The sequence below is a fragment of the Polynucleobacter sp. AM-25C3 genome (assembly GCF_018882335.1).
In the GTDB taxonomy this organism is placed as follows: Bacteria; Pseudomonadota; Gammaproteobacteria; order Burkholderiales; family Burkholderiaceae; genus Polynucleobacter.
The window spans coordinates 1-26,563 of sequence record NZ_JACVOS010000006.1; the positions used below are offsets into that span (position 1 = coordinate 1).

Genomic DNA, 26,563 nt, shown 5'->3' on the forward strand with positions numbered 1-26,563 from the left:
CGGCTTGTTTGAGGATGGCCATGATTTGGCTATCGGTAAAGCGGGAGGTTTTCATAGAATTTCCTTTAAATCAAACAACTTAGAAATTCTACTTTTAACTCAGGTTAAGGGGCGGGGGTATTACCCCTTCAAGCGTAGGAATGAATAATGGTTGATATAACTGTGGTTTGCGTCTTGCTCCATTCCCATATAGCTCCTTGCTAAAACAGTTGCTTGCGTGTCGCAAATCCTTACCCAAATTCAGCTTCATCTGCTCTATGTCTTTTGGGAGCTTGTGATATGGGCGATAGTAGCTTTGGGCAACTACATAATGGGTTATGTGCTTTGCTTGCTCATCTAAATAGCTACGTATGGTATTTGCTGTAATCTGCATACGTTTATTTATGCGAACCAAATAAAACCAATATATTTTTAACTAATTATTAGGTTTTTGGTGAGAATTGGTGGCAGATTTAGGTAGGAATTAGAAAAAATCAGCCATAAAGTAAGTATGCCCATTAACTTATAGGAGAAAACAATGAGCATAGTTACAAACTTGAAGTTAATTACTACAGCTAAATGCACAGCTATTTCACCAATTATGCAACGTCGTAATAAGCTACTTGCTAAAGTGCAAGAACAGCTTGAATTATGCGAAGCACAGCGTAATCAGCAAACTTATGCACCAAAACGCATAAAAACAGTTACCAATAAAGAAACAGGTGAACGTATGACTGTTGAAACAGTTAAACGTGTTAAGGAATGGTTTTGGATTGCAGAGAATGGCAAGATTAACTTAGCTGTTAAGTATGGCTCTAAAACATTACCACTTAACAAAAAAGGTGCTAATGCTATCGAATTAACTAATGGCACAGAACTAATTGGCACGTTACATAAGTTGAAAGATGCTGTTGTTGCAGGCGAATTTGACGATGCTATTAGTGAAGTTAGTGATGCTACACGCAAAGCATTTAACAAATAGTGTTGTTTACGTGCCCCAGTGTTTTAAGGATTTGGGGCACGTAAATGTAATAAAACTAAATATTGTTATGAAACGATATAAGGCTATAGTTAATGCAAGTGGGATGTGGGTTGAGACTATCTTGTATGCACAGAATCAAGCACAAGCATATAAATTATTCCAAACAATATTTGGAAGTAGCAATGTGCCACATCAGCCAACGCAACTGTGATGATATGAAAATAGAAGAAGTAATTAAACCACCTACTCCACAACAACAACGCATTAAATCTTTACAGCTACAGAAGGATAATGTAGCTAAACAGCTTAAAGCAGAGCGTGATAGGCAGAAGATCGCTAAGGCACAGCAAACTATTAATAGTGTTAAGTTGGGATAAGCAAACCATCTTTAATTGTGTAACCTGCAAATGCATTAGCAATTAGCTTAGCGTCTGTAGTGTGATAGTAAGTATTTTCTATTTGTGTAGTGCTTGTTCCAGCTATTTCACCAACTGAAGTTGGGACTAATCCACTATTCACTTTTTGCGTTATGTAATAGTGCCTAAAACTGTATGGAACAATATTACGCTTTTCTAAGTTATCAATTTCTGCTAATTTCATTACCTTATCGAAGTGATAAGCAATTGCACGATTACTAATAGCTTTGTCGCCGTTAGGACTAAAAATTATTGTATTGCCAAATTTTTTCTGTAGTTCTTTAGGTTTTGATTTTTGATAAGCTGTGATACGTGGATATTGCAAATTAAATAGTTCTGCAAAGTAGCCAATATCTTTTTCTACAATTCTGCGTGTCTTATTAACTTTGCTTATTTCAGCTCTAACAGTTAGCTTAACTAAACCATAATCTTCATTAGCAACCTTATGCTCAAACTCTTCGTAATCTCTCCATTCCAACTGCGTTTGCTCTCCTCTACGCAATCCAAACATTAAGCTAATTACCAAGTAGTAACCAGTTATAGCCTTAACTAAATTTCCAGTTTCATTAATTTTCTGTAATGCTTCTGCAATGTATGTGTCCAATACATTACGTATATCCTTAACTTCGTCATCCGTAAAACTATTACGTCTTAAACTTTCATCACCTCCATCAGCACGTTTAAGTTTTGTAAATTCAAACCCATTAATGTTTGTTTGTTGATGCTTATAAAGCCACTTCATCATTGCATTAATAGTGCTTTGTTCATTTTCTACAGTTGTGTGACTTATTGATTGTTTCTTTCCTATTCCTGCTTGTCTTGCACTAAAGTAATCTTCACAAGCATTAATACCTAACTCTTTTAACTTAGTATCTCGCTTAATATAATTAAGCCAATGCTCTAAGTGCGTCTTAATTGTGCTAAATCTTCCTTTAGTAATGTTTATACCAATATGCTTTTGTCGTTGTTCTAAATACATAGCAACGCCATCTTTAGCTGTCTTACTAAAGTGTGGAACTCCTGCATATTCTTTAGCTTTATGCTCGTAGTAGTGCTTTTTAACTTCTTCTTTAGCTGTGTTCAAGTTAGTTGTGTTTAAGCTCAAACGCACATACTTACGTTCTTTAGCTAACCATAACCTATAGTGCCAATACTCTCCACGCTTGTAAATAACAGCGTCTTCAAATACAGCAATCTCTGTTCCGTTAGTCTTAACTTTTTTAGTTGGCATTTAATTTATGTTTAGCTGTCTATTTTCATAGCTACAAAGTTGTGTAACTATTTCAACAACTGTAAATTAAATTGCTAAGGAATACAACGACTTATTGTTTTGTGTGAAACTTTTGTGTAACTCGTAAATCCATATAAATCAAGGACTTACAAGCGTGTTTTCACTCCCACTCAATAGTTGCCGGAGGTTTTCCGCTGATGTCATAGACCACGCGATTGATACCGCGCACTTCATTAATGATGCGATTCGATACCTTGCCGAGTAATTCATGTGGCAAATGGGCCCAGTGCGCAGTCATAAAATCCTGCGTTTGAACCGCTCTCAAGGCGACAACATATTCATAGGTCCTACCATCGCCCATCACACCAACAGACTTGACTGGCAAGAATACGGCAAAGGCCTGGCTAGTGAGGTCATACCAAGATTTTTGACTGGCTTCATCAATCGTGTTGCGTAGCTCTTCAATGAAGATGGCATCAGCACGTTGTAAAAGACTAGCGAATTCGGCTTTAACCTCACCCAAGATGCGAACACCAAGACCGGGTCCTGGGAACGGATGGCGATATACCATCTCACGTGGTAACCCCAAGGCAACGCCAAGTTCACGCACTTCATCTTTAAACAGCTCACGCAAGGGCTCAAGTAGCTTGAGATGCATATCTTCAGGCAAACCACCCACGTTATGGTGACTCTTAATCGTATGCGCGCCCTTTTTACCTTTACCAGCAGACTCGATTACGTCTGGATAAATAGTGCCCTGAGCAAGCCACTTGGCATTCTCAATCTTGCCTGACTCAGTCTGGAAAATCTCAACGAATTCTTTACCAATAATTTTGCGTTTGGCTTCTGGATCAGCAACTCCTGCTAGCTCAGACATAAACTTTTGAGCAGCATCCACACGAATGACTTTGACACCCAGGTTGCGTGCAAACATTTCCATCACCATGTCGCCTTCGTTCAAACGAAGTAAACCATGATCCACAAAAACGCAGGTAAGTTGATCGCCAATCGCACGATGAATTAATGCTGCGGCAACACTAGAGTCAACGCCACCCGATAAACCAAGGATGACCTCTTCATCGCCGACTAGCTTGCGAATATTTTCGACAGCCTCACTAATGTAATCACCCATGACCCAGTCTGGTTTGCAAGCGCAGATCTCGTGCACAAAGCGGCCTATGATGGCCTCGCCTTGTATGGTGTGGGTTACTTCAGGATGGAACTGAAATGCATAGAACTGACGCTCTTCATCAGCCATACCCGCAATCGGGCAAGACTCCGTTGAAGCCATCATCTTGAAGGATGGTGGCAGTGTTGTTACTGAATCGCCATGACTCATCCATACTTTCAGAATGCCATGGCCTTCGCTAGTGGAGAAGTCCTGAATGCCTTTAAGCAAATTAGTATGGCCATGGGCACGCACTTCTGAATAACCAAACTCACGGGCTTTACCCAAGGATTCAGCAGAAGCAACGGCGCCACCCAATTGGGTTGCCATGGTTTGCATGCCATAGCAAATACCAAGAACAGGAACACCTAATTCAAAAACGATTTGAGGTGCACGAGGACTACCTTCTTCCGTTACAGAGCTTGGCCCACCAGAAAGAATGATTCCTTTGCCACCCTGCTCTTGAATAAATTTACGAATAAATTCTGGATCGCAATCGTAAGAATGGATTTCAGAATAGACGCGAGCATCACGCACGCGCCTAGCAATCAATTGGGTGACTTGGGAACCAAAGTCGAGAATCAGTATTTTGTCGTGCACGAAAGAATCAGTCTTTAATTCAGCCTTAATTTCAGCTTTTATTTACTTGTTAATCAATATGGTAATTCGGGGCTTCCTTCGTGATCTTCACATCATGAACATGCGACTCACGCACACCCGCTGAAGTGATTTCCACAAAATTCGCTTTCTCATGAAGTTCATCAATCGTCTTGCAACCTAAGTAGCCCATTGAAGAACGAATACCACCAGTCAGTTGATGCAAGATGGCAAGTACGCTACCTTTGTATGGCACTTGACCTTCGATACCCTCAGGCACGAGCTTTTCTGCATTGGCAACAATATCGCTCTGGAAATAACGATCCGCAGAACCATCTGCCATCGCGCCCAAAGAACCCATGCCACGATAGCTCTTGTATGAACGCCCTTGATATAAGAATACTTCGCCGGGCGCTTCTTCAGTACCAGCAAACATACCACCCATCATCACAGAACTTGCGCCAGCAGCCAAGGCTTTTGCCACGTCACCTGAGTAACGAACGCCACCATCAGCAATTAACGGAATACCTGTGCCTTTGAGTGCAGCAGCCACATTCACAATCGCGCTAATCTGGGGAACACCTACACCCGCAACAATTCGGGTTGTACAAATAGAGCCTGGGCCAATACCCACCTTAACGCCATCAGCGCCATGGTCAGCCAATGCTCTAGCCGCATCACCAGTGGCAATATTGCCACCAATCACTTGAACATGGGGATAGTTTTTCTTGACCCATTTAACGCGGTCTAATACGCCTTGACTATGGCCGTGAGCAGTATCGACCACGATGACATCAACGCCAGCACGAACTAAAAGCTCAATACGCTCATCGTTATCAGGGCCAACGCCTACTGCCGCGCCAACGCGCAACTTACCTTCACTATCTTTGCAGGCATTTGGATGCTCAGTGGCTTTCAAAATATCTTTAACAGTAATGAGGCCACGCAATTCAAACTTATCATTAACTACCAGTACACGCTCCAAGCGGTGATGACTCATCAAGCGCTTTGCTTCTTCTAAGGAGCAGCCTTCTTTAACGGTAATTAAACGCTCGCGTGGAGTCATTTTGGTTTTTACTGGCGCATCCAAATCTTCTTCGAAGCGCAAGTCGCGGTTGGTAATAATGCCCACCACTTCTTTACCGGTGAGAACAGGAAAACCAGAGAAACCATGTTCACGAGATAGTTGAATGACTTGACGTAGTGTGACATCGGGACTCACCGTAATGGGGTCACGCAAAATACCGGATTCGTAACGTTTGACCTTGGCTACTTCCCTAGCCTGTTCGGCGGGCTTGAGATTTTTATGAACAATACCAATACCACCTTCGCTGGCCATGGCAATTGCCAATCGACCTTCGGTCACAGTATCCATAGCAGCGGACACCAATGGTGTATTGAGTGAAATATCTCGAGTTAACTTACTTGCCAAGCTGGCATCTCGAGGGAGTACCGAAGAATAAGCCGGTACAAGGAGCACATCGTCAAAAGTGAGTGCTTTTTGAATGAGTCGCATGCAAAACCCCTAGTCGCAAAAACCGATTATAGCCTCCTAGCCTTTCTTTTAGCTGCGGCAGCCTGGAATTTGGCATCCTGGTTCTGATTCGCCTTCTTTCGTCGCACGGCCTTGGGGTCTACCAGGAGCGGTGAATACAGCTCCAGGCGATCGCCCTCGTAAATAGGGCTGTCCCAGTCCTTGCGCTTGCCAAAGACGCCAAAACAACCTTTCCTAGACAGGACTGGGTCATCAGAAGCTATTGCGATTCCAGTCTTTTGAAGGGCTAAACCAACCGTAGGACTCTCATGTGGCGCTAACTCCAATGTGAAATGGCTTAACTTTGGCTCACCTTGCCTAGCATCACATATCAGGAGATTCAAGGTGGTCATGGACTTACTGCCCATCAAGGTCTTCTGCTCGCTTTACAAAGCAGTCAACAAAGGTGCCGGCAATATGACCGAACACTGGGCCGATGAGCTTATCTAGAATGGCACTTTTAAACTCCCAGTGGAGCTTAAATTCCACCTTGCAGGCATCTTCCTTCAGGGGAATGAAGTTCCACTGCCCAGAAAAATGCTTAAAAGGGCCGTCTACAAAGACCATATCGATGGTTTCAGGGCGGTGATTGATGTTGCGGGTATGAAAATACTGATTAATACCCTTGAAGTGGATATTGATTTTGGCATCCAAAACAGTCTCGGTTTGCTCAAAAATTTCCACTCCGCCACACCAGGGAAGGAACTCTGGGTAGCGCGCAACGTCAGTTACTAAGCCATACATACGTTCGGCTGATTGGCCAATTAAAACGGTCTTGTAGACGTCTGCCATAATCGATCTTGAGAAGCTAAATAAATATGAGTATCGTCGATAACAAAAAAGCCTTCTTCGATTATTTTATCGAGGAACGGTTCGAGGCAGGGCTGGTTCTGGAAGGCTGGGAAGTAAAAGCCATCCGCGCCGGTCGAGTGCACGTCAAAGAAGCGTATGTTGTCATCCGTCGGGCGGAGCTATTCCTGATCGGTTGTCACATCACCCCCCTTCTCTCAGCGTCCACCCATATCGTGCCAGACAGCACACGTACCCGCAAACTCCTACTCAATGCGATTGAGATTAAAAAACTCATTGGCAAAGTTGAGCAAAAGGGCTACACCCTAGTTCCCCTCAATTTGCATTTTTCCAAGGGAAATGTGAAGTGTGAGATCGGTCTAGCTCGAGGCAAGAAACAGCACGATAAACGCGCAGCAACTAAAGAGCGTGAATGGGAAGTCCAAAAAGGACGAATTGCTAGGGGCGATCTCAACGCCTAATTGGGCAAAACAATCGGTGTATGCTGGGACTTGGGGTGAATAGCCCTACAGCAGTCAAAGCTAAGCATTCTTGCACCAATTAAGTGCATTAAGGCACCAAGCTGCCTCATCTTCAGATTTCTTATCCAATCAAAGGCATTAGTTTGTAACTATGAAATTGCCTTTTGACGAAATGCTCGACGCCAGCGGAAAAGCGCGTCCCCATTACCAAGTTTTTCATAACTGGCTTAAGCAGCAGAGTGACACCCTCATGGGTCTCAAACGCGCTGAAGCTGACCTCATCTTCCGACGAGTCGGCATTACCTTCGCCGTCTATGGGGATGACCTCGGATCCGAGAGAACCATTCCATTCGATCAAGTGCCCCGAATCTTTACCGCCAAAGAATGGGAGCAGCTAGAAGCTGGATTGCGTCAACGGGTTAAAGCACTCAATCGCTTTCTCTATGACGTCTATCACGAAGAAGAAATTATCAAAGCGGGAATTATCCCTGCCGAGCAAATCTATAACAACGCGCAATACCGCCCTGAGATGCGCAATGTCAATGTGCCACGAGACATCTACGCTCAAATAGCCGGTATTGATATTGTGCGTGCTGGTGAAGGCGAGTTCTACGTCTTAGAAGATAACTTGCGCGTACCCTCTGGCGTCTCTTATATGGTTGAAGACCGCAAGATGATGATGCGCCTCTTCCCCGACCTTTTCCAAAAATATCGCGTTGCCCCAGTTGAGCACTATCCCGATTTTCTGCTGGAGTGCTTGAAGTCAGTTAAACCTGATGATGTTAAAAAACCGAATGTCGTCGTGTTAACCCCGGGCATGTACAACTCAGCTTATTTTGAGCACAGCTATCTCGCACAACAAATGGGTGTGGAGTTGGTAGAAGGCAAAGATTTGTTTGTGAAGAACGAGCAAGTATTTATGCGCACGACTCAAGGGCCTGAACGTGTTGATGTGATTTATCGCCGCGTAGATGATGACTTCTTAGATCCCCTCGCCTTCCGCTCTGATTCAACATTAGGAGTTGCTGGATTACTCGCTGCACATCGCGCTGGTAACGTCACTTTGGCCAATGCGATTGGTACCGGCATTGCGGATGACAAATCCATCTACCCGTACGTTCCAGACATGATCGAGTTCTATCTCGGTGAGAAACCCATTCTGAATAACGTACCGACCTACCAGTGCCGCAAGCCGGATGATCTCGCTTACACCTTAGCGAACTTAGACAAGCTCGTTGTGAAGTTGACGCATGGTGCCGGTGGCTATGGCATGCTGGTCGGTCCAGCAGCCAGCAAGGCAGAGATTGAGGAATTCCGCGGGCATCTGATTGCCAATCCGGATAAATATATTGCCCAACCAACGCTCGCGCTTTCCACCTGCCCAACTTTTGTTGAGTCCGGTGTTGCGCCACGCCATATTGATTTGCGTCCTTTTGTGCTCTCAGGCAAGACGATCAAGATGGTTCCAGGTGGACTCACCCGCGTTGCTCTTAAAGAAGGCTCTTTAGTAGTGAACTCCTCTCAAGGTGGCGGCACTAAAGACACTTGGGTGCTAGAAGAATAAAGGGATAAGTAAATATGTTGAGCCGTACCGCCGATTGCCTGTACTGGATGGCCCGCTACACAGAGCGTGCAGAAAATACTGCCCGCATGCTGGACGTCAATCATCAGACCTCCCTATTACCTCAGCCCGCAGAATTTCTGGAGCAGAGTTGGAAGAAGTTGCTCACGATCTCCAAGCTAGAAGAATCCTTCCTAGAGAAATACGATGTAGTCACTCGTGAAAATGTTTTGGATTTCATGATTTATGAAACCAGCAATCCGTCCAGCATTGTGTCCTGCTTATTTGCTGCCCGTGAAAATGCACGTGTCATTCGTGGAAGAATTACCTCGGAAGCATGGGAAACCCAAAATACGACTTGGCTAGAATTACAGCGCATTCTCGAAGCGAGAAATCAAGCAGACCCGAGCCGACTACTGGAGTGGGTAAAACATCGCTGTCATTTGTTCAGGGGCGTAATGCACGGCACCATGCTCAAGAATGAAGCTTTTTACTTCATGAATGTGGGCACACTTTTAGAGCGGGCCGATAACACTGCTCGTATTTTAGAAACAAAGTATGAAGACCAAGCAACTCTGAAAGTATTGCGCACAGATAAAAAAGTTGAAGCCGATGGTGCAGACGGCGATTTCTTTGACTTCTACCATTGGGCCGCCCTACTTCGCTCAGTATCTGCTTTTGAAATCTATCGCCAAATCTACTCTGACCAGGTTACTCCAAAGCAAGTGGCACAACTCTTGATTTTTAATAAGCAAATGCCTCGCTCCCTGGTTAGTTGCGTGAATGAACTGATTCCATTGATTTCAGAAGTGAAGAATCAACAATCCAAGGAAATCGAACGACTACTTGGAAAGCTCAAAGCAAACTTAGATTACTCAGACATTGATGAGGTTTTCTCTCAAGGCCTGGAAGAGTTCATTGAAGAATTTTTAGAGCGCATTAATCACATTGCTGATGAATTCAGTAATGCCTACCTTATTCCATTGGCAGTAGCCTAAAGATCGCCATGCACCTCAAGATTCGTCACCGTACAGAATATCGCTATGAAACGCCAGTACGTTACTCTATTCAAGAGTTGCGCCTCACACCATCTGATGTAGCCGGTCAAACAATTGATAAATGGAAAGTGAGCACCCCCATCAAGGCAAGCACCTCTTATGATGCCTTCGGAAATCTCTGTAGCGTTTTTGCACAAGAAACCTCCTATACCTCGATGATGATTGAGGCTGAAGGTGAAGTCCATACGCAAGATGCCTATGAATTTATCGATGCGCCTAAAGCGGTGTCTCCCTACCACCTGCTACAACAAACGAATTTGACGGAACCCACACCAGAAATGCTGGAATTTTTCTCTGAATCTCTGCCCAAGAAAAACTCTGTCGATGAAGTCATGGCATTAGCTGCAGCAGTGCAAAGCGCCATCCTGTACTTCCCCGGACAGACCAACTTTGCCACCACTGCAGCCCAGTCTTTTGCCATGAAATCCGGCGTCTGCCAAGATCATGCACACATCATGCTCGGCTTGTGTCGCGCCTCAGGTATTCCGGTACGTTACGTTAGTGGTTATTTCTTCGCTGAAGACTCGCCAAACTTAGCCAGCCATGCCTGGATTGATTTCTGCGCTGACATTGATAAAAAGCTCTGGCTTAGCGTCGACATCACCAACGCCTGCTTTACGGATGCTCGGCATATTCGCCTCGCTATTGGTAGAGATTATTACTCAGCAGCCCCCGTTAAAGGCGTCCGCTCAGGCGGCGGAGGTGAAGAACTGAGCGCTAATATATCCATCACCCAACTGAACTAAAGCGCCCCACTCAAGCCAAGTAAGAGATAATTCCAAGGAATAATTAAAGGGGTTGCAGGATGACGTATTGCGTTGGGCTTTGCCTAAAAGATGGTTTAGTTTTTTTATCAGACACACGCACCAATGCGGGCGTAGATCAAATTGGCACCTTTAGAAAGATGTCTTTATTTCAAAAAGATAAAGATCGTTTTTTTACCTTAATGAGTGCCGGCAATCTTGCTATTACTCAAGCCGTTAAAGAAATCCTATTACAGGGCCAACTCCTCAACGGAAAGAATCTGTGGAATGTGGAAAGCACCCATGATGCAGCCGTAGTTATTGGAGACGCCATTAAACAGGTTTATGACAGAGATCACAAGGCACTAGAAAAAGCAGGGATTGATTTCAATTGCAACCTGATCTTTGGCGGTCAAGTGAAGGGCGAACGCCCAAGGCTCTTTAATATTTATTCAGCCGGCAACTTTATTGAAGCTACACCAGAAACTTGTTATTTCCAAATAGGTGAATCCAAATATGGAAAGCCGATCTTAGATAGGGTGATTAGCTTTGATACCCCCCTCAATTTGGCAACGAAGTGCGCATTGATTTCAATGGACTCCACTCTGAATAGCAATATTTCTGTTGGCCTACCACTAGATTTACTCGTCTACGAAAAGAACTCTTTGCAAGCCAGCAAACTAGTCACCATGGATGAATCCAATCCCTACTTTCAGATGATTCATCAACTCTGGGGCGAAAAATTACGTGCTGCGTTTAACTCAATTGCGGAGCCAAGCTGGTCAGGAGAAACACCATCCAAATCTATTACCTCCCCCGCCAAGAAGATGGGTGCTGTGCCGATTTATCGCGCCAGCAAAGCAGTGAAGAAGGTGGCTACACCCACCAAAACTGTAAGCAAAACGATCCCAAAGAAAAAGGTAACTTTAAAGGCTAAGCGCTAATTCAGCGAGCTCCCACAAAGCAAAAGGCCTAGATCAAATCTAGGCCTTTTTTGCATCTACCAAGCTTTGCTGGCATACCGCCAGCATGCATTAGGCTTCGTTTTTACCCAACATTTCCCAAGTAGCTACTACGCTATCTGGATTAAGTGAGATTGAGGTAATACCCTTGGCAACTAACCAACGCGCAAAGTCTGGGTGATCTGAAGGGCCTTGACCGCAAATACCAACATACTTGTTTTGCTTACGGCAAGCCTCAATAGCACGAGCAATCATGAACTCCACTGCAGGGTCACGCTCATCAAAGTCAATGGCTAGCAACTCCATGCCGGAATCACGATCCAGACCCAGTGTTAACTGAGTCATATCGTTTGAGCCAATTGAGAATCCATCGAAATGCTCGAGGAATTGATCGGCCAAAATCGCATTTGATGGAATCTCGCACATCATGATCAGGCGCAAGCCATTTTCACCACGCTTGAGGCCCAAGTTCGCCATCATCTCAATCACGCGCTTGGCCTGATTAATCGTACGCACGAATGGCACCATGATCTCTACGTTATCTAGACCCATATCTTCGCGAACACGCTTCATAGCTGCGCACTCTAAGGCAAATGCTTCACCAAAATCTGCTGATACGTAACGGGATGCGCCACGGAAACCCAACATTGGGTTTTCTTCATCTGGTTCATAGCGTGAACCGCCGATGAGCTTCTTATATTCGTTTGACTTAAAGTCTGACAAACGTACGATGACTGGTTTTGGATAGAACGCAGCAGCAATCGTTGCAACGCCTTCGACCAATTTATCTTCGTAGAACTGACGGGGGCTTGCATAGCCACGAGCAACGCTCTCTACCGCACGCTTGAGATCAGAATCGATGTTTGGATATTCCAATACAGCACGTGGATGCACGCCAATGTAGTTATTAATAATGAACTCAAGACGAGCTAAACCAACACCGGCATTCGGGATTTGACAGAAATCAAAGGCCAGCTGAGGATTGCCAATATTCATGGTGATCTTCACTGGAATCTCCGGCAATACACCACGAGAAACTTCAGTCACTTCAGTCTCAATCAAGCCATCGTAGATATGACCTTCATCGCCTTCTGCACAAGAAACGGTAACCATCATGCCGTCTTGCAAATGCTCAGTCGCATCGCCGCAACCCACTACCGCAGGAACACCTAACTCACGCGCAATAATCGCAGCGTGGCAAGTACGACCACCACGATTAGTCACAATTGCAGAAGCGCGCTTCATCACGGGCTCCCAGTTCGGGTCGGTCATATCAGCCACCAATACATCACCAGGCTGGACGCGATCCATCTCGCTCGGATCACGAATCACACGAACCGGACCTGCACCAATCTTTTGACCAATTGCACGACCTTTGGCGAGAACTTTAGAAGTGCCCTTCAATTTATAGCGCATCTCCACTTGGCCAGCAGCTTGGCTCTTTACTGTTTCTGGACGTGCTTGCAGGATGTAGATGCGACCATCTTGACCATCCTTGCCCCACTCGATATCCATTGGACGACCGTAGTGCTTTTCAATAATCACAGCGTATTTTGCTAATTCTGTAATGTCAGCATCTTCCAATGAAAAACGATTGCGCTTTTCTGGGGCCACATCAACAGTTACCACCTTCTCAGCAGAGCCAACTGGCGCAAATTGCATCTGAATCAACTTGGAGCCTAAAGAGCGACGAATAATCGCCTTCTTATCTTGCGCCAAAGTAGTTTTGAAAACATAGAACTCATCTGGATTCACTGCACCCTGCACTACCGTCTCACCCAAGCCATAGCTTGAAGTAATAAATACGACATCTTCAAAGCCAGACTCCGTATCCAAAGTAAACATCACACCAGCAGCGCCCAGGTCAGAACGCACCATGCGCTGAATACCAGCGGATAAGGCCACTTCAGCATGAGCAAAGCCTTTGTGAACGCGATAAGAAATCGCACGGTCGTTATACAAAGAGGCAAATACTTCACGAATCTTCAGCAAAACGTCATCAATACCTTCAACGTTCAAGAAAGTTTCTTGTTGCCCTGCAAATGAAGCGTCAGGCAAGTCTTCTGCCGTTGCAGAAGAGCGCACTGCAAATGAACCTTTGCCGGAATCATCTAACTTCTTAAATGCAGTACAAATCTCTTCATCAAGACGCGCCTGGAATGGTGCAGTCTCAATCCAGCCACGAATCTCTTTACCAGCTTCAGCCAGCGCGCGCACATCATCAATATTGAGATTTTCTAAACGCTTCTGAATGCGCTCAGTCAGATTGTTGTGCTCTAAGAAATCACGAAATGCCAATGAGGTGGTTGCAAATCCAGTAGGTACACGAACACCAGTGGAAGACAACTGAGAAATCATTTCGCCTAATGAGGCATTTTTACCGCCAACTGACTCTACGTCAGTCATGCGGAGTTGCTCAAAAGGCAAAACATAGGCGTTTGTTACATCGCTACTTTGTTGCTGTTGGTTGGACATAAAATACTCTCTAAAGATAAGGAAACTGGTCGAGCGGCCGAATAAAATACGGCATACTTCATTAACTGCATATTGTAGTGCTGACCACGACTTTTAGGCCAATCTCATGTCTACCCAAACCCGCATTGTTTTTATCGTTTCTGACGGCACCGGAATTACAGCCGAGAACTTCAGCCAGTCGATTTTGGCGCAATTTGAGGCCACTTTTAAGCACATTCGAGTGCCTTTTGTGGATAGTATTGAAAAAGCCCATGATGCCGTTTCTACCATCAATCAAGCGGCCTCCAAATATGAAGTTCAACCGATCGTTTTCACCACTTTGGTGAATCCCGAACTGAACCAGATTGTCGGTAAGGCTAATGGCCTTATTTTGGATATGTTTCAGACTTTCGTAGCCCCTTTAGAACAAGCTCTTGGGGTTAAATCAACCCATGCCATGAATCGCCTCCATCACAATGCTGACACAGAGGCCTACAAAAACCGCATTGAGGCCATTAATTACTCCCTAGCTCATGATGATGGTCAGTCCAACAAAAATTTGGCTGAAGCAGATGTCATCTTGGTGGGCATCTCCCGCGTTGGCAAAACGCCAACCAGTCTTTACTTGGCGATGCAATACGGTATGAAGGCAGCGAACTACCCTCTCATTCCGGAGGATTTTGAGCGCGGTCAATTACCTAAGGATTTGGTTCCGTATCGCAATAAGATATTTGGCCTCATGATTGATGCTGAGCGACTATCAGAGATTCGCAATGAGCGGCGCCCAGGGAGTAACTACGCGAAGTTAGAAAACTGCCGCTATGAAATTAATGAAGCCACTGCCATGATGAAGAAAGCGTCGATCCCATGGGTAGTCACTACTAGCAAATCCATTGAAGAAATTGCGACCACAGTCTTGCAGTCCATTAAGTCAGATAAAACAATCTTAGGTTAAAGACCTTCTTTATCCGTTTGAAAATTCTGGATTAAAGGTTTGGAAGAGGCTAATTACCAATAGCGCTATCAGCAGCATCAATGCAATGAAGTTGGTAGCTCGCTCTTTTTTGCTTGTCCAAGCCCAACCCAGAAAACCAATGATGGCCAATATCACCGCCAATACAGCCAACTGAGATAGATTAATCAGCAATAAGGTTGCCATGTTCCAAAAACCTGTAGCGCCTGGAACCAGATCTTGATTAACAATGTATTGCTCTTTTCCGGCACCAAAAATGCCGACAAATAAAGTGCCTATCCAATTAGCCCATAGGGAGACATAGAGGCAAAAGGTAGCAATAGCCTTGGTAAATTTGGGGAGAGATAACTGGGGCCACATCCAAGCAAAAGAAAAGAATACTAAAGCTTGTACTGCTCCAATTAAGTGAGCCTGCAAGAGGCCTATTTTGGCTAGTGCATACGGCGAGTAAATTGGCGCTACAAGCCCAAGAACCAACATAATGAGTCCAGATATTAAGAATCTTTTGTCGTATTGGAAGCTCATTCAATCCTAAAAAAATATGGTGTTAGCAATACTACTTCAGTAATCAGTTAACTGCGTCTAACGCGCACAGCTTCAAACAGGCAGATCGCCGCTGCCGTGGAAACATTCAGGGATTCAACTCTTGGATCAATCGGTATAGAAACGCCTTTAGCTTGGGCCATCAGATCTTCAGAGACGCCTTGGCCTTCACTTCCCATTACCCAGGCAACCGGATGAATCAATACCTTAGGCATATTGAAGAGCTCTAACTCACCATCAGCAGTAGCGGCTAGTAAAGGTGCGGTCACAGCGCTTAACACTTGCTGTGTTGACCAGCCTTCATAAAGATCCAGCAATCGGTGAGCGCCCATACCAGCGCGCAATACCTTGCTTGACCACAAGTGGGCGCAACCCGTAAGTGCAACGACCTGAGTAAAGCCAGCTGCTGCTGCAGTGCGCAAAATCGAGCCAACGTTACCTGCATCTTGTATGCGATCCAAAATAATCACATCGCCAGAAATCGTCGCAACCGACTTTTGTGGATTTAAAGCAGTTTGAGGAAGATCCAATAATCCCGCAATTTGTGGAGCATTCACCAAATCACTCAGCAAATCCCATAGGCCTTTATCCAATTGATACACGCGCGTCTCGGGACAAATTTCTACATGGTCATAGACGGCTTGGGCAATCTCTGGATTTTGCAATCCCAGCTCTGAGGTAATTAAGGTTTTGAGCGCTGGATCACCTACCCAGGTTTGAACCAAATGAATGCCTTCTAGCAAAGCCTGGCCGCAAGCAAATCTTGCCTTTTGGCCTTTAGGGCCAGTGGCTTGCAATTGACGAACCTCCCTAAACAAGGAATTGTCTTTTGAGCTAATAAATTCAATTTTCATAGCTTGGATTATCGACTATGAAGGGCTAAAACATTGCGAACAGGCGAGAAGCTACGACGATGCTCTGAACATGCTCCAAACTCTTTTAAGGCGGCAAAATGCGCTTCCGTTGGATAACCCATATGTTGAGCAAAGCCATACTGAGGATGTATCTCGTGCAAAGCCATCATTTGACGATCGCGCGTTACTTTAGCCAAAATCGAGGCCGCCGAGATAGCGGGCTCCTTGGCATCCCCTTTGACAATGGCTTCTGCGGCAATCGGCAACTCTGGGCAGCGATTACCATCGATTAAAGCCTTCTCCGGCCAGCCGCCTAAACGGGTAGTCAAATCTTCAATCGCTCGGCGCATTGCCAGCATCGTTGCTTGCAAAATATTAATCTGATCTATCTCTGCAGGACTGGCTTCACCGAGCCCCCATGCTTTTGCCTTTAATTGAATTTCCCCGAACAAAAACTCACGTCTTGCGGCAGATAATTTCTTGGAATCCTTTAATCCGGTGATGGGGTTCTCTGGATCAAGTACAACTGCACCAGCGACCACCGCTCCCGCCAAAGGGCCACGCCCTGCTTCATCGACACCGCAGATCCAAATCACACTCACGCACTAATCCGATTTTTACCAGCAGCAATAGTTTGTGCAACAGCCTGCGCCACCAGCAAGCCCGTTGGTCTGCGTAAGGTCTCATGCATCTGTGCAAAACGGGTTTTGAGTTGATTGACTTTATTGGGATGATTTAACCAATCCAACAAGGCGTCTGCCAATTTACTCGGAGTAGCATCATCCTGCAAAAGCTCCGGGACAACAAATTCACCGCATAGAATATTCGGCAGGCCGACATAAGGAAGATAACCTTGGCGCTTCATAATCTGAGCAGTGAGCCAAGGCACTTTATAGGAAATGACCATCGGTTTTTTCCAAAGCGCAGCTTGTAGAGCAGCCGTACCGCTGGCGATCAACACTACATCAGCAGCCTCCAAAACGGCATCAGCCTCACCATCAATCAAATGAATATCAAGATCTGGATTTTGCTCTAGAGTTTTATTGAGCAAGGCTTCAAGCGGCGCACGCAAACGTGGCGTTGCCACCGGAATCACAAAGTGCAGTACCTGCCCCTGCATACGCTTCGCAAGTTCGGTCATCGTCTCGAAAAAGATAGGGGCAATGAGTTCAATTTCTGAGCCGCGGCTACCAGGCAATACAGAAACAACAATTCCATTTAATGCGTTGCTAGGTAAATTTAAGATTATTTCGATTCTTTGTTTGGCAGACGCTGGGTTTGGCTCTAGAGGAATCTCACTTGCTAGTGGGTGCCCAACGTAAGTCGCACTGATACCTGCTCGCTCATAAATCTCGGTTTCAAATGGAAAGATGCACAGCATTCTTTCGACAGCTTGCTTAATCTTGGTAATGCGCCCAGCTCTCCACGCCCAAATAGATGGGGAGACGAAATGTAAAGTTGGAATGCCTGCTTTACGCAAGGCCAGCTCCACTCCTAAATTGAAATCCGGTGCGTCTATCCCGAGATAAACATCGGGGCGACCTTCGCCCAGAAGATTGGCGATTAACTCTTTACGGAGTTTCAGAATGGCAGGTAGCTGTTTGATTGCCTCAACATAACCACGGACACTCAAGGTCTCCATCGGCCAATCAGATCGCAAGCCTTCAGCCTGCATGCGTGGGCCTCCAATACCGTAAACCTCCAAATTGGATGTGTCGGGGATCTGCTTTAAGGCACTCAGTGCTGGTGCAGCCAGTAGATCGCCCGAAGGCTCTCCGGCAACACAAGCGAGTTTAGACACTAGGCTTACTTTATCGAATGATGCCGCGCGTAGAGGCGGCAATAAAGTCATGGAACTCAGCGAGCTTTTCCGCGGTAGCAACATCTGAAGCGCTAGCGATCACCATCTTCTGAATCTCCACCTTAGCCTCTTCAAAGCTCAGACCATCTTTGTAAAGAACCTTGTATGCCTGACGCAATGCAGAAATAGTCTCGCTTGAAAAACCCCGACGTTTAAGGCCTTCCACATTAATACCATGTGGAGAAGCTTTATCACCAGCAGCAATCACAAACGGTGGAATATCTTGCACTAAAGCAGAGGCCCCACCAAGCATAGCGTGCTGACCAATGCGCACAAACTGATGTACGCCAGACATGCCACCCATTATTGCCCAATCATTCACTTGAACGTGACCAGCAATTTGTGCATTGCTTGAGAAAATCGTGTTGTTACCAATCTGGCAATCATGTGCAATATGCACATAAGCCATAATCCAATTGTCATTACCAATACGGGTAATGCCCTCATCTTGAGAGGTCCCCGTATGAATGGTCGTGAACTCACGGATCGTATTGCGATCGCCAATAATCAATTGGGTAGGTTCGCCACGGTATTTCATATCCTGTGGTGCTCCACCGATAGCTGCAAAGTGCGCAAAGGTATTTTCTTTACCGATGGTGGTGTAACCCTCAATCACGGTATGAGAGCCTATCTTAGTACCAGCGCCGATTTTGACATTTGGCCCGATAACTGAATAAGGGCCAATCTCAACATCGCTAGCGATTTCGGCCTTGCTATCAACTACTGCGGATGCATGAATCCGAGTCATTACACGCCTTTCGTACGAACGGCACAAGTGATATTGGCTTCAGCTGCAAGCTCTCCATCAACTGTCGCTTGTACTTGGAACTTGTAGATGCCAGCGCGCTCACGCTCCAACTTTGCAGTCATGATAAGTTGATCTCCCGGCAATACCGGCTTCTTAAAGCGAGCACCATCAATGCCAGCAAAGTAGTAAACAGCATCTTCCGCACGCTCTTCCGAGAACGTCAATAAAGCAGCCGTTTGAGCTAGCGCTTCAATAATCAAGACACCAGGCATGACTGGAAAATCCGGAAAATGGCCCTGAAAGAATGGCTCATTCATTGTGACGTTTTTGAGCGCAGTAATGCTTTTACGCGGCTCAAGCTCTAATACGCGATCAACCAATAAAAAAGGATAGCGATGCGGCAATAATTTCAAAATCTTATTAATGTCGATGGCGATGGGTTTGCTCATGGTTTACCTGCTTATTTGAGTTACTAAGGATTTGGATTCTATTATTTTAAGACTAGGAGTTTTTGGATTTATCCAATAAACGCAAGCGTTGGCGTATTTTATCGAGACCCCGCAGGATAGCTGCATTTTTCTCCCAAGCGCTATGTAGCATTGAGGGATAAACGCCTGTGTAATGCTGGCCTGGCTCAGTAATGGAGCGGATTATCGAGGTATTACCAGAAACTGTAGTTCTATCAGCAATCGTGAGATGTCCAGCAAAATTCGCTGCGCCACCAATGATGCAGAAGTTACCAATCTTGGTGCTTCCTGAAATAGCTGCACAACCCGCAATAACGCAACAGTTACCAATCACTACGTTATGCGCAATTTGTACTTGATTATCAATTTTCGTGCCTGCGCCAATGATGGTGTCGCTCATCGCGCCACGATCAATCGTGCTTGATGCGCCAATTTCCACATCATTGCCAATCACTACAGCCCCAGTTTGCGGAATCTTGACCCACTCACCGCCCGTAGCGGAAAAATCAGGGGCAAAGCCAAAACCATCGGCACCAATCACCGCGCCACTATGAATGATGCAACGCTCACCAATCGTGGTCTCTGAATAAATAGAGGCATTGGGGTAAATCAAAGTGTCACTGCCAATGGTGGAATTTCTTGCTACAAAAATATTGCCTAGTAATGTAACGCGCTCACCCAACTTAACGCCAGGGCCGATTTGTACAAATGGTCCGATATGGCATGAAGCAGGAATATTTACAGTGGGATCTATTGCTGCGCTTGGATGTATGCCGGGAGCATAAATGGGTGCAGATGCCTTAGCAAAATACTGCGCCATTCTGGCAAAGCTAGCATAAGGATTTTTTGAGACAAAGTAAACGCGTTTCGCTGAATCCGCACTAGGCATTGCCTGAAGAAAATCCAGATCCGCTTGGCTAACAATCAATCCCCCCGCAGCGCTATCGCTAGCCTGCTGGCGATACAGCGGATTTGAGAGAAAGGAGATCTGGTTAGACTGGGCCCGCTCGAGAGGAGCGAGGCCCTGAAGCGCGAGGGAGCCATCCCCCACCAAGCTTACTTGAAACTGTTCGGCCAGCTCGATGGCGGTGGGCATAAAACTTACTTGAGACTGTTCAAGGCCTTGATGACATCATCAGTAACGTCAACCTTTGGATTGGCATAGGCTGGGTCTTGAATAATGACATCAATTTTTCTTTGGTCAGCAATTTGCTTGAGGGCTTGGTTTGCTTTTTCAGCAATCTTGGCACGCTCTTCAAAGTTACGCTGATTGAGATCTTCTGTGTATTCGCGTTGCTTGCGTTGCAATTCGCGATCTTGGTCTGACAACTCACGTTGACGACGTACACGATCCGCTTCAGACATCACCGCTGAATCACGATCCAACTTTTCAGCAGCCGACTTAATTTTTTGAGCGCTTTCACGAATTTCATTCTGACGCTTCATAAACTCATTTTGCAGCTTAGTCTGACTTGCCTTAGCCATATTCGATTCGTTGAACACTTTTTCAACGTTAACAGCCGCAACCCGAGTTCCAGCTTCTTGAGCAAATGCCTGTGGCAAAGCAATAAGAGATGAAACGGCAATTAAGCCGTATTGAATCCATTTAGAAGATTGATAGAGCCTCATAAAACTTTCCTTAAACAATTAAAACGCTGTACCCACTTGGAACTGCAAACGCTGAATATTATCTGTTGGTAACGATTTGATCGGAATACCATAACTAAATTTCAGTGGGCCCAGTGGTGATATCCATGATAAACCCAAGCCATAAGAATATCGCAAGACGAGATTGATATTTTCGTTATAGACATTACCACCGTCTACGAAACCAAATACCCGTAAGGTTTTATCGACGCCAGATCCGGGAACCGGAACGGTATATTCAACGTTAGTCACAATTTTGGACTGTCCACCGGTTGGCTGATTTAAGCCGGTATAGGTATTGACATAAGTAGGTCCAAGAGAGCCTGGAGAATAACCTCGAACCGACCCGATACCACCCACATAGTAGTTTTTGGTAATCGGGAACGGGTACTTGCCGTAGGCCTCACCATAACCAACCTCACCATTAAAGGACAAAATATTGCCTTTTGAGAAAGAGTGGTATTTCTGATATTGCCCAAATAAGCGATAGAACATCATGTTGCCTAAAGGAGTACCCACTTCAGCATTCAATTGCTGCAATGATCCAGTTGATGGAATCAAGGCGCTATCACGACCATCGCGTGACCAACCCACAGTAATTGGAACGTTGTAAGTATTCAGTGTCGCAGGATAGCCAGGCGCTGCAATGCCATAGTCCTGCATGTAATTTAGATACGGAGTTGGCGTATTGATACTAGATTGAATTTGGAAAACCTCAAAACCAGAGCCAAAGAAAACACGATCCACTTCGGTATAGGGAACACCAAACTTAATATTGCTACCAACTGACTTGATCTGATAGTCCGGATCACCGGTGTAATACAGCGGCTTGGAAGAGCGGTAGTACAAATCGGTGTAGCGACTAATGCCGTCTTCCGTGAAATACGGGTCGTAGTTTGATAAGGCCAAACTTTGATTAATCTTACCAAGAGAAAAATTCAGACCTACCGCTGTGCCAGTACCAAAGGCATTTTCCTGGTTAATACCTGCAGACAGGATCAACTTCTCAGTAGATGAAAAGCCAGCACCTAAGGTAATTGCGCCCGTTGGCTTCTCAGTCACCTTAACATTCACATCTACTTGATCGGGGGATCCAGGAACGTCTTGCGTAGAAACATCAGTCTCAGTAAAGTAGCCCAGACGACCTAAACGCTTTTTAGATAAATCAATCTTCTCACTATCGAACCATGAACTTTCAAACTGACGCATCTCACGACGAATCACCATATCGCGGGTCTTGGCATTTCCAGTGACATTGACTTGGCGCACATAAACACGACGACCTGGATCAACTACGAGCGTCAAATCCACTTCACTTAAGTCGCGACGGATGTCTGGCTGGGGATTAATCGTTGCAAAGGCATAACCATAGGAGCCGAGAATTTCTGCAATTGCTTTAGTGCTTTCGGTTAACTTAGCAGAGGAGAAAGTGTCTCCTGGCTTCAGTTTTACCAATTGAATCAGTTCGGCCTCTTTGCCTAGTAAATCGCCAGCCAAGCGGACATCTTTCACCGTGAACTTATTGCCCTCACGAATACTGATGGTCAAGTAAATACCTTTTTTATCCGGAGTAATCGATACCTGGGTAGATTCAATGACAAATTCAAGATAGCCCCGATTGAGATAGTAAGAGCGAATATTCTCTAAGTCAGCGGTCAGTTTTTGCTTGGAATACAGATTATCTTTGCTATACCAAGATAGCCATCCACCGGTCTTGAGCTGCATCTGGCTTTTCAGGGTGCTCTCGCTGAATACGGCATCACCGATGAAATTAATCTCCTGAATCTTCGCTACAGGACCTTCATCGATATTGAAATAAATCGCTACCTGGTTACGCTCAACAGGGGTCACTGTTGCAACCACTTCTGCCGCATACATACCTTTACCGACATATTGGCGCTTGAGCTCTTGTTCTGCTTTGTCAATTAAGGCCTTGTCATAGAAGCGGGCTTCAGCAACGCCAACTGTTTTTAAGGATTTGCGTACTACTTCCTGGTCAAACTCTTTCATCCCAGTAAATTCAATGCGGGAGATAGTGGGACGCTCTTCAACAATCACAATTAAGACACTACCTTGCGCCTGAATCTGCACATCTCGGAAAAAGCCAGTGCTATACAAAGCTTTGATGGCTTCAGCACTTTTCTCTTCTGTGAAGGTATCACCCACTTGCACGGGCAAGTAACTAAACACGGTGCCTGGCTCAACCCGCTGCAAACCCTCAATACGGATATCTTTGATAACGAAGGTTTCTGCTGCTTGAGCATTTATACACAGACCGGCAGCAATAATCAGGGCGATTTGGGCAACAAATCGAGTTACAGAGCGAAAAGAAGGGTTCAAAAAATTCAAGGTGAAAGGTAGCGTTGCAAATCGTTAAACAAGGCTAACAAGGAAAGAGATATCAGTAGCAAAAAACCCACTTTTTGGAGCTTTTCCTGCATCGATAATGAAATTCGCTTGCCAACAACCAACTCCCATGCATCATACAGGAGCTGACCCCCATCTAGCATTGGGAGAGGCACCAAATTCAAGAGTCCGATACTGATACTCATGAGGGCCAAAAAGGCTACAAATGGCTGCCAGCCCACCTGAGCAGACTTCCCCGCCATATCAGCAATGCTTAAGGGTCCGCCAAGCTGCTTTAAGGTCGTTTTGCCGGTAAATAAACCCAGCATTAGCCGCAGGGAGACCTTGGTAATTAAAAATACCCGCTGACTGGCAAAGCCCAGGGCATCTATAGGGCCTAATTTGAGCTCTTTCCACTCCGAAGGTGAGCTGATTACTGGAAGCAGGCCTAGCGCCTGAAAGGGGTCAGATTCTGGCGCTACTTGCGGTAAATCACCCCGCTTGAATGATTTGACGTGGCGACCACCAGAAACATCTTGCATCTCGAGAGCAAAACCCTGCTCCCCAGTGATGGCATCCAATAATAGCCAGCGCAAGGCATTCCAACTGGGAACAGGATCAAAATCCTCAAGGATTGGGGCGCCACCCTCATCAGATGACAAAGATTGCCAGCCGATGACCTGATCACCTGCTACTACGCCTAATTTGGCAGCAACCGATTGCTCGGGCGGAGCTTGAAGTCGAGCAGGCAACTGAGGCACACCCGAGACATAAATCACAGAGAACAAAATCACCGCCAACAGGAAATTGGCAAAGGGTCCCGCTGCTACGATCAAGGACCGCTGCCAAAGCGGCTTTACATCAAATGATTCTGGGCGATCTGCAGAGCTGATCGATTGCTGACTATCGCGCCCGTCCAGCAATTTCACATAACCGCCCAAGGGAATGGAGGCAAGGACCCATTCGGTTCCGTTGCTCGCACGATGAGTAAATAGCGGCCTGCCAAATCCCAGGGCAAAGCGAAGGACTTTAACGCCACACAAACGTGCAGCTAAAAAATGGCCATACTCATGAAAGCTAACCAGCACACCTAGCGTGACCAAGAATGCAGCAAGAGTAATTAAAGCCTGCACAAAATTACCGATCTCTCACCTGATATCGCGAATGAAATCACTCGCAATCTGACGTGCTTTCGTATCTGCACTAAGAATGGTCTCCAGAGAGCCCGCAGAAACGGAGGGCACCGCGTTTAATGTGCGCTCCACCACTTCCGCAATCTTTAAATAAGGCAAACCTTCATCTAAAAAAGCGGCGACTGCGATTTCATTAGCGGCATTGAGTATGGCGGGTGCAGTGCCGCCCGTTTTAGCAGCTGCAAATGCCAAGCTCAAACAAGGAAATTGAGCGAGATTGGGTTCGGAAAAACTTAGTCCAGCTAACTGCGTCAGATTTAATGGCGCTACGCCAGCATCGATACGCTCGGGCCATGCCAATCCATAGGCAATGGGTGTGCGCATGTCAGGCTGACCCATTTGCGCTAGCACTGAACCATCACGATAGCGCACCATCGAATGCACCACGCTCTGCGGATGAATCAATACCTTAATTTGATTTAGCGGCAAACCAAACAACCAAAAAGCCTCGATCACCTCAAGGCCCTTATTCATCATCGTCGCAGAATCTACTGAAATCTTTCGACCCATCACCCAGTTAGGATGCGCGCAGGCTTGCTCCGGTGTGATGTTCGCCAAATCTGTTATCGGCATATCTCTAAATGGGCCACCAGAGGCCGTTAACCAAAGCTCTTCAACCCCCAAATGATCTAATGGGTTTTTGGTAAAACGATCAGGCAGGCATTGGAAAATAGCATTGTGCTCACTATCGATCGGCAATAGCTCACCTCCACCGGCTTTCATGGCTTGCATAAATAAATCGCCTGACATCACGAGCGCTTCTTTATTAGCTAGCAATACACGCTTACCCGCTTGCGCCGCAGCTAAGGCTGGGACCAGGCCAGCCGCACCGACAATCGCGGCCATCACGGTGTCGCATCCAGATTCGGTCACTGCACTAACTAAGGCTCCAGGTCCATAGAGGACTTGAGTGGATATCTTCTTTTCCTGCAAGAGTCGACTCAGCTGAGCAGCGCCGTCAGCGTCAGCAACAACTGCAATAGCAGGATTGAACTCAATACATTGCTCAGCTAAACGTTCAATTTGTTTTGCGGCAGTGAGTGCCACTACCTGAAAGCGATCGGGATGTGCACGAATCACATCTAGAGTATTTACGCCAATTGATCCCGTCGACCCGAGGATGGCAACTTTCTTGACCGACATTAAATAAACCCGGCAAGCAGCGCAGCAATCGGCATGGTTGGAATGAGTGCATCAACACGATCCAAAACACCGCCATGGCCAGGCAGCAAATGACTGCTGTCTTTAACGCCAGCCAAGCGTTTTAACTGAGACTCAAATAAATCACCGAAGACGCTAAATGCAGCCAATACCGTCACCATCAAGAACATGGGAACCCAACCAAACCGAATCGCCCAAGCTCCAAACAAAGTATCCCCAAGCGGTAAATACACCACGCACAACAATGCATAGAGATAGCAAAGCACTAAGCCACCCAGCGCTCCTTCAATCGATTTTCCGGGGCTAATTTGCACGGCTAGTTTATGTTTACCAAATGCCTTGCCAACGAAATAAGCACCAATATCAGCCACCCAGACCAAGGCCATACTGCTTAATAAAAATACCAAACCCAGTTCACGTAAGAAAACCAAAGCAAACCAAGTCGCTGGAAGAATGATAAGTCCGAGAATGCTGTAGAAAGGCTTAAATTTCTGCAGGGAGAGATTCATACCGTTTGCCAAAATGAATGGCGCAAGAAAGAACCAAAATAAGACAGCCATCATCAGCAAAGAAAACTGCCATGAGATGGCTTGCATACCCAACAAAAATAAAATGATTGCTAAGCAAAAAGCGGCGTAGAGCCATGCGGCTAATTTCGCTTCAGGCGCAATCATGCGGCTCCATTCCCAAGCGGCAGCTACCAGCGCAAGTAGGAAAAAAGCACCGAGATAAAACGGTGGCAATAAAAATAAGATGGGCAATAGCACTGCCATCAGAATGGTGGCAGTAATGATTCGGGTTTTTAACATAGGGG

26 protein-coding genes are annotated in these 26,563 nt (G+C 45.8%); 8 read left to right on the forward strand and 18 right to left on the reverse strand.

From position 1 onward, the window contains the following. Positions 1–517 precede the first annotated feature (517 nt). Positions 518–961 carry a DUF6641 family protein gene (locus tag ICN12_RS05315; RefSeq protein ID WP_216271295.1) on the forward strand — a complete coding sequence of 148 codons (444 nt, stop codon included), beginning with the start codon at positions 518–520 and terminating at the stop codon, positions 959–961. Positions 962–1,086: 125 nt separating this feature from the next. Further along, positions 1,087–1,338, forward strand: a complete 252-nt coding sequence (locus ICN12_RS05320; RefSeq protein WP_216271559.1) for a hypothetical protein — start codon at positions 1,087–1,089, stop codon at positions 1,336–1,338. Here the strand turns inward: ICN12_RS05320 and ICN12_RS05325 are convergent. The 5 genes from ICN12_RS05325 to ICN12_RS05345 form a co-directional block, all read right to left on the reverse strand. After that, on the reverse strand, positions 1,325–2,608 hold the full coding sequence (locus ICN12_RS05325) for a tyrosine-type recombinase/integrase (protein ID WP_216271297.1): 1,284 nt from the start codon (positions 2,606–2,608) through the stop codon (positions 1,325–1,327). The genes ICN12_RS05320 and ICN12_RS05325 overlap by 14 nt on opposite strands. 160 nt (positions 2,609–2,768) lie before the next feature. Then, positions 2,769–4,376: a glutamine-hydrolyzing GMP synthase gene (gene guaA / locus ICN12_RS05330; RefSeq protein WP_216271300.1), complete on the reverse strand. Its 1,608-nt coding sequence runs from the start codon at positions 4,374–4,376 to the stop codon at positions 2,769–2,771. A gap of 49 nt (positions 4,377–4,425) precedes the next feature. Then, positions 4,426–5,889, reverse strand: coding sequence for an IMP dehydrogenase (gene guaB / locus ICN12_RS05335; RefSeq protein ID WP_216271302.1), 1,464 nt, complete (start codon positions 5,887–5,889; stop codon positions 4,426–4,428). A gap of 26 nt (positions 5,890–5,915) precedes the next feature. Beyond that, entirely contained in the window at positions 5,916–6,260 is a 345-nt protein-coding gene (locus ICN12_RS05340; RefSeq protein ID WP_216271304.1) for an RnfH family protein, read from the reverse strand. A gap of 4 nt (positions 6,261–6,264) precedes the next feature. Continuing rightward, positions 6,265–6,699 (reverse strand): type II toxin-antitoxin system RatA family toxin, encoded by a 435-nt coding sequence (locus ICN12_RS05345; protein WP_216271306.1) that lies wholly within the window; start codon positions 6,697–6,699, stop codon positions 6,265–6,267. 26 nt (positions 6,700–6,725) lie between these two features. On the opposite strand from ICN12_RS05345, the gene smpB reads away from it, so the two are divergent. The 5 genes from smpB (at position 6,726) to ICN12_RS05370 (ending at position 11,484) form a co-directional block, all read left to right on the forward strand. Further along, positions 6,726–7,178 (forward strand): SsrA-binding protein SmpB, encoded by a 453-nt coding sequence (smpB, locus tag ICN12_RS05350; protein WP_216271309.1) that lies wholly within the window; start codon positions 6,726–6,728, stop codon positions 7,176–7,178. 151 nt (positions 7,179–7,329) lie between these two features. Beyond that, on the forward strand, positions 7,330–8,742 hold the full coding sequence (locus tag ICN12_RS05355; RefSeq protein ID WP_216271311.1) for a circularly permuted type 2 ATP-grasp protein: 1,413 nt from the start codon (positions 7,330–7,332) through the stop codon (positions 8,740–8,742). 14 nt (positions 8,743–8,756) lie between these two features. Continuing rightward, positions 8,757–9,737: an alpha-E domain-containing protein gene (locus ICN12_RS05360; protein WP_216271313.1), complete on the forward strand. Its 981-nt coding sequence runs from the start codon at positions 8,757–8,759 to the stop codon at positions 9,735–9,737. Between the two features lie 8 nt (positions 9,738–9,745). After that, a complete protein-coding gene (locus ICN12_RS05365) occupies positions 9,746–10,543 on the forward strand; it encodes a transglutaminase family protein (RefSeq protein ID WP_216271315.1) in 798 nt (265 codons plus the stop codon). A 59-nt stretch (positions 10,544–10,602) separates the two neighbouring features. Next, complete coding sequence (locus ICN12_RS05370; RefSeq protein WP_216271317.1) at positions 10,603–11,484, forward strand: proteasome-type protease; 882 nt, start codon at positions 10,603–10,605, stop codon at positions 11,482–11,484. A gap of 90 nt (positions 11,485–11,574) precedes the next feature. On the opposite strand, the gene ppsA is transcribed toward ICN12_RS05370, so the two are convergent. Beyond that, on the reverse strand, positions 11,575–13,977 hold the full coding sequence (ppsA, locus tag ICN12_RS05375; RefSeq protein WP_216271319.1) for a phosphoenolpyruvate synthase: 2,403 nt from the start codon (positions 13,975–13,977) through the stop codon (positions 11,575–11,577). 106 nt (positions 13,978–14,083) lie between these two features. On the opposite strand from ppsA, the gene ppsR reads away from it, so the two are divergent. Next, a complete protein-coding gene (ppsR, locus tag ICN12_RS05380; RefSeq protein ID WP_216271320.1) occupies positions 14,084–14,911 on the forward strand; it encodes a posphoenolpyruvate synthetase regulatory kinase/phosphorylase PpsR in 828 nt (275 codons plus the stop codon). Positions 14,912–14,920: 9 nt separating this feature from the next. On the opposite strand, the gene ICN12_RS05385 is transcribed toward ppsR, so the two are convergent. From ICN12_RS05385 to ICN12_RS05440, 12 genes are read right to left on the reverse strand one after another with little or no spacing between them, the layout of a single operon-like run. Beyond that, positions 14,921–15,454, reverse strand: coding sequence for a styrene oxide isomerase (locus ICN12_RS05385; RefSeq protein ID WP_216271323.1), 534 nt, complete (start codon positions 15,452–15,454; stop codon positions 14,921–14,923). Between the two features lie 47 nt (positions 15,455–15,501). After that, positions 15,502–16,326, reverse strand: a complete 825-nt coding sequence (locus tag ICN12_RS05390; protein ID WP_216271325.1) for a TrmH family RNA methyltransferase — start codon at positions 16,324–16,326, stop codon at positions 15,502–15,504. Between the two features lie 8 nt (positions 16,327–16,334). Then, positions 16,335–16,928: a ribonuclease HII gene (gene rnhB / locus ICN12_RS05395; RefSeq protein ID WP_216271327.1), complete on the reverse strand. Its 594-nt coding sequence runs from the start codon at positions 16,926–16,928 to the stop codon at positions 16,335–16,337. Next, positions 16,925–18,178, reverse strand: a complete 1,254-nt coding sequence (lpxB, locus tag ICN12_RS05400) for a lipid-A-disaccharide synthase (protein WP_216271329.1) — start codon at positions 18,176–18,178, stop codon at positions 16,925–16,927. The genes rnhB and lpxB overlap by 4 nt, the downstream gene beginning before the upstream one ends. Next, complete coding sequence (lpxA, locus tag ICN12_RS05405) at positions 18,138–18,935, reverse strand: acyl-ACP--UDP-N-acetylglucosamine O-acyltransferase (RefSeq protein ID WP_216271331.1); 798 nt, start codon at positions 18,933–18,935, stop codon at positions 18,138–18,140. Before lpxA ends, lpxB begins: the two co-directional genes overlap by 41 nt. Further along, a complete protein-coding gene (gene fabZ, locus ICN12_RS05410; protein WP_216271333.1) occupies positions 18,935–19,384 on the reverse strand; it encodes a 3-hydroxyacyl-ACP dehydratase FabZ in 450 nt (149 codons plus the stop codon). Before fabZ ends, lpxA begins: the two co-directional genes overlap by 1 nt. 52 nt (positions 19,385–19,436) lie before the next feature. Further along, positions 19,437–20,498, reverse strand: coding sequence for a UDP-3-O-(3-hydroxymyristoyl)glucosamine N-acyltransferase (gene lpxD / locus ICN12_RS05415; protein WP_216271336.1), 1,062 nt, complete (start codon positions 20,496–20,498; stop codon positions 19,437–19,439). Between the two features lie 5 nt (positions 20,499–20,503). Next, positions 20,504–21,031 (reverse strand): OmpH/Skp family outer membrane protein, encoded by a 528-nt coding sequence (locus tag ICN12_RS05420; protein ID WP_216271338.1) that lies wholly within the window; start codon positions 21,029–21,031, stop codon positions 20,504–20,506. Positions 21,032–21,049: 18 nt separating this feature from the next. After that, positions 21,050–23,398 (reverse strand): outer membrane protein assembly factor BamA, encoded by a 2,349-nt coding sequence (gene bamA, locus ICN12_RS05425; protein ID WP_216271340.1) that lies wholly within the window; start codon positions 23,396–23,398, stop codon positions 21,050–21,052. Continuing rightward, complete coding sequence (locus ICN12_RS05430) at positions 23,395–24,528, reverse strand: M50 family metallopeptidase (protein ID WP_216271342.1); 1,134 nt, start codon at positions 24,526–24,528, stop codon at positions 23,395–23,397. The genes bamA and ICN12_RS05430 overlap by 4 nt, the downstream gene beginning before the upstream one ends. Positions 24,529–24,543: 15 nt before the next feature. Continuing rightward, positions 24,544–25,731: a 1-deoxy-D-xylulose-5-phosphate reductoisomerase gene (gene ispC / locus ICN12_RS05435; RefSeq protein WP_216271344.1), complete on the reverse strand. Its 1,188-nt coding sequence runs from the start codon at positions 25,729–25,731 to the stop codon at positions 24,544–24,546. Beyond that, positions 25,731–26,558 (reverse strand): phosphatidate cytidylyltransferase, encoded by an 828-nt coding sequence (locus tag ICN12_RS05440; protein WP_216271346.1) that lies wholly within the window; start codon positions 26,556–26,558, stop codon positions 25,731–25,733. The genes ispC and ICN12_RS05440 overlap by 1 nt, the downstream gene beginning before the upstream one ends. Between the last annotated feature and the right edge of the window lie 5 nt (positions 26,559–26,563).

What these genes read in the sequence shown, in the direction of transcription:
- ICN12_RS05315 (WP_216271295.1), top strand. Translation starts at nt 518, where the DNA reads ATGAGCATAGTTACAAACTTGAAGTTAATTACTACAGCTAAATGCACA.
- ICN12_RS05320 (WP_216271559.1), top strand. Translation starts at nt 1,087, where the DNA reads ATGCACAGAATCAAGCACAAGCATATAAATTATTCCAAACAATATTTG.
- ICN12_RS05325 (WP_216271297.1), bottom strand. Translation starts at nt 2,608, where the DNA reads ATGCCAACTAAAAAAGTTAAGACTAACGGAACAGAGATTGCTGTATTT.
- guaB (WP_216271302.1), bottom strand. Translation starts at nt 5,889, where the DNA reads ATGCGACTCATTCAAAAAGCACTCACTTTTGACGATGTGCTCCTTGTA.
- ICN12_RS05340 (WP_216271304.1), bottom strand. Translation starts at nt 6,260, where the DNA reads ATGACCACCTTGAATCTCCTGATATGTGATGCTAGGCAAGGTGAGCCA.
- ICN12_RS05345 (WP_216271306.1), bottom strand. Translation starts at nt 6,699, where the DNA reads ATGGCAGACGTCTACAAGACCGTTTTAATTGGCCAATCAGCCGAACGT.
- smpB (WP_216271309.1), top strand. Translation starts at nt 6,726, where the DNA reads ATGAGTATCGTCGATAACAAAAAAGCCTTCTTCGATTATTTTATCGAG.
- ICN12_RS05355 (WP_216271311.1), top strand. Translation starts at nt 7,330, where the DNA reads ATGAAATTGCCTTTTGACGAAATGCTCGACGCCAGCGGAAAAGCGCGT.
- ICN12_RS05360 (WP_216271313.1), top strand. Translation starts at nt 8,757, where the DNA reads ATGTTGAGCCGTACCGCCGATTGCCTGTACTGGATGGCCCGCTACACA.
- ICN12_RS05365 (WP_216271315.1), top strand. Translation starts at nt 9,746, where the DNA reads ATGCACCTCAAGATTCGTCACCGTACAGAATATCGCTATGAAACGCCA.
- ICN12_RS05370 (WP_216271317.1), top strand. Translation starts at nt 10,603, where the DNA reads ATGACGTATTGCGTTGGGCTTTGCCTAAAAGATGGTTTAGTTTTTTTA.
- ppsA (WP_216271319.1), bottom strand. Translation starts at nt 13,977, where the DNA reads ATGTCCAACCAACAGCAACAAAGTAGCGATGTAACAAACGCCTATGTT.
- ppsR (WP_216271320.1), top strand. Translation starts at nt 14,084, where the DNA reads ATGTCTACCCAAACCCGCATTGTTTTTATCGTTTCTGACGGCACCGGA.
- ICN12_RS05385 (WP_216271323.1), bottom strand. Translation starts at nt 15,454, where the DNA reads ATGAGCTTCCAATACGACAAAAGATTCTTAATATCTGGACTCATTATG.
- ICN12_RS05390 (WP_216271325.1), bottom strand. Translation starts at nt 16,326, where the DNA reads ATGAAAATTGAATTTATTAGCTCAAAAGACAATTCCTTGTTTAGGGAG.
- lpxB (WP_216271329.1), bottom strand. Translation starts at nt 18,178, where the DNA reads ATGACTTTATTGCCGCCTCTACGCGCGGCATCATTCGATAAAGTAAGC.
- lpxA (WP_216271331.1), bottom strand. Translation starts at nt 18,935, where the DNA reads ATGACTCGGATTCATGCATCCGCAGTAGTTGATAGCAAGGCCGAAATC.
- fabZ (WP_216271333.1), bottom strand. Translation starts at nt 19,384, where the DNA reads ATGAGCAAACCCATCGCCATCGACATTAATAAGATTTTGAAATTATTG.
- lpxD (WP_216271336.1), bottom strand. Translation starts at nt 20,498, where the DNA reads ATGCCCACCGCCATCGAGCTGGCCGAACAGTTTCAAGTAAGCTTGGTG.
- ICN12_RS05420 (WP_216271338.1), bottom strand. Translation starts at nt 21,031, where the DNA reads ATGAGGCTCTATCAATCTTCTAAATGGATTCAATACGGCTTAATTGCC.
- ispC (WP_216271344.1), bottom strand. Translation starts at nt 25,731, where the DNA reads ATGTCGGTCAAGAAAGTTGCCATCCTCGGGTCGACGGGATCAATTGGC.
- ICN12_RS05440 (WP_216271346.1), bottom strand. Translation starts at nt 26,558, where the DNA reads ATGTTAAAAACCCGAATCATTACTGCCACCATTCTGATGGCAGTGCTA.